Annotated in this window: 9 protein-coding genes; all 9 read left to right on the plus strand. The window is 65.3% G+C overall.

Annotated elements, in window-relative coordinates; genetic code table 11:
* Positions 1-941 (plus strand): aldehyde dehydrogenase family protein (locus EN914_RS18485; RefSeq protein ID WP_164778788.1); only part of this gene is annotated, 941 nt, incomplete at its 5' end.
* 144 nt (positions 942-1,085) lie between these two features.
* Positions 1,086-1,508, plus strand: a complete 423-nt coding sequence (locus EN914_RS18490) for an MbcA/ParS/Xre antitoxin family protein (RefSeq protein ID WP_013530547.1) — start codon at positions 1,086-1,088, stop codon at positions 1,506-1,508.
* On the plus strand, positions 1,502-2,203 hold the full coding sequence (locus EN914_RS18495; protein ID WP_024501785.1) for an RES family NAD+ phosphorylase: 702 nt from the start codon (positions 1,502-1,504) through the stop codon (positions 2,201-2,203). Before EN914_RS18490 ends, EN914_RS18495 begins: the two co-directional genes overlap by 7 nt.
* Positions 2,204-2,273: 70 nt before the next feature.
* Positions 2,274-2,606, plus strand: coding sequence for a helix-turn-helix transcriptional regulator (locus EN914_RS18500; protein WP_024501784.1), 333 nt, complete (start codon positions 2,274-2,276; stop codon positions 2,604-2,606).
* Positions 2,607-2,653: 47 nt separating this feature from the next.
* Complete coding sequence (gene arsB, locus EN914_RS18505) at positions 2,654-3,763, plus strand: ACR3 family arsenite efflux transporter (protein WP_024501783.1); 1,110 nt, start codon at positions 2,654-2,656, stop codon at positions 3,761-3,763.
* Positions 3,760-4,182: an arsenate reductase (glutaredoxin) gene (gene arsC / locus EN914_RS18510; protein WP_024501782.1), complete on the plus strand. Its 423-nt coding sequence runs from the start codon at positions 3,760-3,762 to the stop codon at positions 4,180-4,182. Before arsB ends, arsC begins: the two co-directional genes overlap by 4 nt.
* A 63-nt stretch (positions 4,183-4,245) precedes the next feature.
* Positions 4,246-4,563 carry a helix-turn-helix transcriptional regulator gene (locus tag EN914_RS18515; protein WP_024501781.1) on the plus strand — a complete coding sequence of 106 codons (318 nt, stop codon included), beginning with the start codon at positions 4,246-4,248 and terminating at the stop codon, positions 4,561-4,563.
* Positions 4,564-4,607: 44 nt separating this feature from the next.
* Positions 4,608-6,035, plus strand: coding sequence for an NAD(P)-binding domain-containing protein (locus EN914_RS18520; RefSeq protein WP_127389194.1), 1,428 nt, complete (start codon positions 4,608-4,610; stop codon positions 6,033-6,035).
* The coding region (locus EN914_RS18525) for an MFS transporter (protein ID WP_164778789.1) at positions 6,028-6,825 on the plus strand (798 nt) is incomplete at its 3' end. The genes EN914_RS18520 and EN914_RS18525, both read left to right, overlap by 8 nt.

The raw sequence follows: 6,825 nt of genomic DNA on the forward strand, positions 1-6,825 counted from the left end.
GCACCATGGTGCTCAAGCCATCCGAGATCGCGCCGCTCGACGCCATCATCTTCGCCGAGATCCTCGACGAGGCCGGCGTGCCGAAGGGCGTCTTCAACCTCGTCAATGGCGACGGACCGGGCGTCGGCCAGGCGTTGTCCAGCCATCCTGACATCGACATGATGTCGTTCACCGGTTCGACCCGCGCCGGCATCCTGGTGGCCAAGGCCGCCGCCGACACGGTCAAGCGCGTGCATCAGGAGCTTGGTGGCAAGTCGGCCAACATTCTGTTCCCCGACGTCGACCTCGCAAGCGCGGTCAGCAAGGGCGTGGCCGGTTGCTTCAGCAACAGCGGCCAGTCCTGCAACGCGCCAACGCGCATGTTCGTGCCGCGCGAGCGCCATGACGAGGCGGCCGGCTATGCCAAGGTTGCGGCGGAAAAATTCACCGTCGGTCCGGCCGATGCTGCCGGCACCAAGCTCGGCCCGGTCGTCAGCCAGGTTCAGTTCGACAAGATCCAGGACCTGATCCAGGCCGGCATCGACGAGGGTGCGACGTTGGTCGCCGGCGGCCCCGGCCGTCCGGCCGAACTCAACCGCGGCTACTATGTCAGGCCGACAGTGTTCGCCGACGTTACCCACGACATGCGCATCGCGCGCGAGGAGATCTTTGGGCCGGTACTGGCGATCATGCCCTATGACAGCGTCGACGAGGTGGTCGAGACCGCCAACAACACCGTCTATGGCCTCGCCTCCTACATCCAGGCCAAGGACATGAAGAAGGCGCGCGAAGTCGCGGCGCGCATGCGCACCGGCAATGTCTACATCAACTATCCCCAGTGGGACGCCGGCCTGCCGTTCGGCGGCTACAAGCAGTCGGGCAATGGCCGCGAATATGCCGAATACGGACTTGAGGATTTCCTCGAGATCAAGGGCATCGCGGGATATGAAGCGGCTGAGTAGGCACCGTACAGTGTGATGCAATAAAGGGCGCGGCCTGCGGTGTGGGCCGCGCCTTTTCATTTTGCAGCCAAGCCTTGCCATCTCCGCATTCTTGCCAATTGGCAAATACATGCTATATATCTGCCAATCAGCAAGGTGAACGCAATGCAGCTTCAGTCCATCGTCACCACGCCGGCCACGTTCGGAGCCGCTATCTCGGATGAAGAAGCGGGCGCGCTGGCGCGCACCACGGTCAATCTGTTCAAGGCCTGGAACCTCACCGACCTGGAGGCCTGCATCCTGCTTGGCGGTATGTCGGCGCGCACCTGGGCACGCTGGAAGACTGGGGCGAAGGAAGGTGGCATCGGCAGGATCGACCGCGACCTGCGCACCCGCATGGCGCATCTGATGGGCATCCACAAGGGCCTGCGCTACCTCTTCACGGAGCCGGCGCGCGGCTATGCCTGGATCCGCAAGCCCAATGCCACCTTTGGCGGCCAGTCGGCGCTCGACCTGATGCTGCGCGGCGAAATCTCCGATCTCTCGGCGATGCGCGAATGGCTCGATGCGGAGCGTGGTGCATGGTGAGTGGGCTTGCGGTCCGTCGCCGCGTCGACTGGCACCAGACCTTCCGCATCATCCGTTCCATCCACCCACCGATCGACCTGTTCGAAGACATTGCCGACCCGCGCGACTGGGAGGCGCTGGCCGCCGTCGAGGCGAAGACCAACCCGCGCGTACGGTTCGAGATCGGCGACCTCGGCAAGGTGGCTGCCGCAAGGCGGGTTTCCGGCCCCGGCGCCAGTTTCGTGATGGCGCCCTTCGTGCATTGTTCGACGCTGCGGCCGGGGCGCTTCTCGGATGGCAGCTACGGGATCTATTATGCCGGCGACAGCGAGGAGGTGGCGCTGGCCGAGACCATCCACCACCATCAGAAATTCATGGGCGCCACAAACGAAGGGCCGGGCTGGACGGCGGATTTCCGCGTGCTGATCGGCAACGTCGACCGCGATCTCGATGACGTCAACGCCGTGCCCGGCGTGCTCGACCCGGACGACTATTCCGCCTCGCAGGCGGAAGGGCGGGCGCTGCGGGCAGCAGGCAGCGACGGGCTGGTGTGGAACAGCGTGCGCATGCCGGGCGGCGGCTGCATCGGCATCTTCTGGCCCGACGTCATTGCCGTTCCAGTGCAGGGCCGCCACTACAGCTACCACTGGGACGGTGCCCGGGTGGACTTCGTGCGCCAGCACGATACGGGAAAGGTGCTTGCCGTCACATCATAGCGGCGGACATCCTTTACAGATCGTGGGGGAGTCGATATTCACGAATCCATAAATCCAAGGATTCGGATATATGAATAGGAAGGGCACTTTGAACGCGCTGGCCGCACTTGGCCAGGAGACGCGGCTGGATGTCTTCCGGCTGCTCGTGCGTGCCGGCCCGGAAGGCATTCCAGCCGGCGAGATCGCAACGAGGCTGGACACGATCCAGAACACCATGTCGGCGCATCTGAAGGTGCTCGCCCATGCCGGGCTGATCCGTCCCGAACGCGACGGAAGGACCGTGCGCTATGTCGCCGACATGACCGGCTTGCGCGACCTGCTGGCCTATCTGATGGAAGATTGCTGCAATGGCGCGCCGGAGCTCTGCCGCCCGGTCATCAATGCCGTGACCTGTGACTGCTGAGGGGCTTGTGACTGTCCGCCGCGCGCCGTTCGAACAAGGAAGCCATCATGACCGATCATGCTCTGAACGCAGCTGAGGCGGTGCGGCCCGGCATCGGCTTCGTCGAGAAATATCTGACGGTGTGGGTGGCACTGTGCATCGTCGCGGGCATCGCGCTTGGCCATCTGCTGCCGGGCGTGTTCGGCGCCATCGCGTCGGCCGAGATCGCCAGGGTCAACATTCCTGTCGCCGTACTGATCTGGCTGATGATCGTGCCGATGCTCTTGCGCGTCGATTTCGCCTCGCTGGCCAAGGTCGGCACTTATTGGCGCGGCATCGGCGTGACGCTGTTCATCAACTGGGCGGTGAAGCCGTTCTCGATGGCGCTGCTGGGCTGGCTCTTCATCGGCTGGTTGTTCCGGCCGTGGCTGCCCGCCGTGCAGATCGATTCCTACATTGCCGGGCTGATCATCCTTGCCGCGGCGCCCTGCACGGCGATGGTTTTCGTCTGGTCGAACCTGACGCGCGGCGAGCCGAATTTCACGCTGTCGCAGGTGGCGCTCAACGACGCGATCATGATCGTCGCCTTCGCGCCAATCGTCGGCCTGCTGCTCGGCCTGTCGGCGATCACCGTGCCATGGGGCACGCTGATGCTGTCGGTCGCACTCTACATCGTCGCGCCGGTGATCGTCGCGCAGTTGGTTCGTGGCCGGCTGCTGGCAGCGAGGGGACAGGCCGGGCTTGAGGCCCTGCTTGCCAAGCTGCAGCCTCTGTCGCTGGTTGCCTTGCTGGCGACGTTGGTGCTGCTGTTCGGCTTCCAGGGCGAGCAGATCATTGCGCAGCCGTTGGTGATCGTGCTGCTGGCAGTGCCGATCCTGATCCAGGTCTATTTCAATTCCGGTCTTGCCTATCTGCTCAACCGCCTCAGCGGCGAACGGCACTGCGTGGCTGGACCATCGGCGCTGATCGGCGCGTCGAACTTCTTCGAGCTGGCCGTGGCCGCCGCGATCGCGCTGTTCGGGCTGAATTCTGGCGCGGCCCTTGCCACTGTGGTCGGGGTGCTCATCGAGGTTCCGGTCATGCTGTCGGTGGTGTGGATCGTGAACCGCAGCAAGGGCTGGTACGAGATGGGCGGCGCCGTCCGGAATACCATGTCGGCTGAGAGGACCTCGAAATGACCATCACCATCTACCACAATCCCAGTTGCGGCACGTCGCGCAACACGTTGGCCATGATCCGCCAGTCGGGCGAGGAGCCGGAGGTGATCGAATATCTGAAGACGCCGCCATCGCGCGAAAGGTTGGTCGAACTGATCGCGGCGATGGGCATTACACCGCGCGCCCTGCTGCGCGAGAAGGGCACACCCTATGCCGAACTCGGCCTTGCCGACCCGAAATGGTCCGACCAGCAGATCCTCGATTTCATGCTGGCACATCCGATCCTGATCAACCGGCCGATCGTCGTCAGTCCGCTCGGCGTCGTGCTGGCACGGCCGTCGGAAAAGGTGCTGGACATCCTGCCCAACCCGGAGATCGGCGCGTTCACCAAGGAGGATGGTGAGGTGGTCATTTACGCCTCGGGCAAGCGCGCCGGCTGATGCTATTTCCATAATTTTTGAAATTGGGTTGACGGCGCGAAAAGTGCCGCGTAGCTTATTTCCATGAAACTCGAAAAAGCAGCCGCGCAGCTTGAAGCGCTCGGCAATCCGACGCGGCTTCAGCTCTATCGCATCCTGGTACGCGCCGGTGATGACGGGCTTGCCGTCGGCAGCGTCCAGGGCAGGCTCGACATTCCGTCCTCCACGCTGTCGCATCACCTCAAACGGCTGGTCGATACCGGGCTTGTCACGCAGGAACGGCAAGCGACGACGCTGATCTGCCGCGCCAACTATCCCGGCATGAATGCGCTGATCGGCTATCTCGCTGACGAGTGCTGCACCGACGCCTGTGCGCCCGCCGTCGGCAAAGCACTGGCCTGATTTTTCTGCGCGTATAATTCGAAGATACCGGAAGGATCGAACCTATGGACATGATGACAGATCTTCCCGTCGCGGTAATTGGCGCCGGCCCGGTCGGCCTTGCCGCCGCGGCGCATCTGGTCGAGCGCGGCATCTGTCCGCTCATCCTGGAGCGCGGCGAAAGCGTTGGGGCCGCACTGCTCGAATGGGGCCATGTGCGGGTGTTCTCGCCTTGGGAATACAACATCGACGCGGCGGCGCGGGCGCTGCTCGACCGCTCCGGCTGGACGGCGCCGGACAGCCAGGGCCTGCCGACCGGCGGCGAGATCGTGCGCGACTATCTGGCGCCGCTTGGCCGGCTTCCGGCGATCGCCGCCAATCTGAAGCTCGGCGCCGAGGTCACCGCGATCACCCGTCAGGGGCACGACAAGGTCGCCAATGACGGCCGCAAGGACGCGCCCTTCGTCATCCGCTACCGCGATGGCGGCGGTGAGCACCGCTTTCTCGCACGCGCCGTCATCGACGCATCCGGAACATGGTGGCGGCCAAACCCGATCGGCATCGACGGGCTGCCGGTTGCCGGCGAAGGCGAGGCGTCGGCACGCATCGCCTATGGCATTCCCGACGTGGTCGGCAAGGCGAGAGAAGACTATGCGGGCAAGCGCGTCCTGGTCATCGGCGGCGGGCACTCGGCCATCAACGTCGCGCTGGCGCTGATGGAGTTGCAGGATGGCGCGCCTGGCACCGAGATCTTCTGGGCGCTGCGGCACGCCAACATGGAGAGATTGCTTGGCGGCGGGCTGAATGACCAGTTGCCGGAACGCGGCGCGCTCGGGCTGGCCGCCAGGCAGGCGATGGCGGACGGCAGGCTGAACATGCTGACGGGCTTCGCCGTCGACCGCATCGAGACGCAAGGCGAGAAGCTTGCCGTCGACGCCCACCTCGCCGGCAAGCCGTTCAGCCTGGCCGTGGACCGCATCGTCGTCACCACCGGCTTCAGGCCAGACCTGTCGTTCCTCGGCGAAATCCGCATCGCGCTCGATCCCGCCGTCGAAGCGCCGCCGGCACTGGCGCCGCTGATCGATCCGAACTTCCACTCATGCGGCACGGTTCCCGCGCATGGCATTGCGAAACTCGCGCATCCCGAACCCGGTTTCACCATCGTCGGCTCGAAATCCTACGGCCGTGCCCCGACTTTCCTGATGGCGACCGGCTACGAGCAGGTCCGCTCGGTGGTGGCCGATATTGCCGGAGACCATGCCGCGGCCCGCGAGGTGCGGCTGGTGCTGCCGGAGACCGGCGTGTGCAGTGCCGTCGGTGTCGCGACGGTATCGGAAAGCGCCGGCTGCTGGGGCGGGCCTGCTCCCGCCGCTGTCGATGCCTGCTGCGTCAGGGATGCGGACGCCAAGGCAACCGGCGCATCGGGTTGCGGCTGCGCAACCGCGCCGGCCACCGAGACGCGAGAGAATATGGCGGCCGGCGTCGATGCCTGAACGATCCGTCCTGCGCAAGGCAATCTGGGCGCTTGGGCTGACCCAGATCATCGGCTACGGCACGCTCTATTACAGCTTCTCGATCCTGGCGCCGGCAATGGCACGCGAGTTCGGGCTCACGGAAGGCTGGGTATTCGCAGCCCTGTCGGCCTCGCTGTTTGCCGGCAGCCTGTTCGCGCCGACTGCCGGGCGGTGGGCCGACCGCTTCGGCGCCGGCCGCATCATGACCGTCGGCTCGGTCGCGGCGGCTGTGGCGCTGGCGCTGTGCGCCGTCGCACCCGGCCGCGTGAGCTTCGTTCTGGGATTGCTGGCGATGGAACTGGCCTCCAGCTTCGTCCTCTACAGCGCTGCCTTCGTGGCGATCGTGCAGGTCGGGGTTCCCCGGCCGCAACGCAGCATCACCCATCTGACGCTGATCGCCGGGTTTGCCTCTACCCTGTTCTGGCCGCTGACCTCGGCGCTGCATGCGCATCTCACATGGCGCGAGGTCTACCTTTTATTCGCCGCTCTCAATCTCGGCCTATGCCTGCCGATCCACGCCTGGCTGATGCGCCTGTCGCGTCGCCACGCAACGGTCACGCCGCATGAGCGCGGTTCCGCTCCCGATGAAGCGGGAATGCCGCTCGATGCGCGGCGCGGCCGGGCCGCATTCCTGCTGATGCTGGCGGGGTTCGCCACCGAGGGCTTCGTGCTGTCGGCGATCCTCATCCACATGGTGCCGCTGACGGCGGCCCTTGGGCTCGGCACCGCAGGCCTCTTCGTCTCGACCCTGTTCGGGCCGGCGCAGGTC

Origin of the sequence: Mesorhizobium sp. M7A.F.Ca.CA.001.08.2.1 (genome assembly GCF_003998455.1) — a bacterium.
Lineage (GTDB): Bacteria > Pseudomonadota > Alphaproteobacteria > Rhizobiales > Rhizobiaceae > Mesorhizobium > Mesorhizobium ciceri.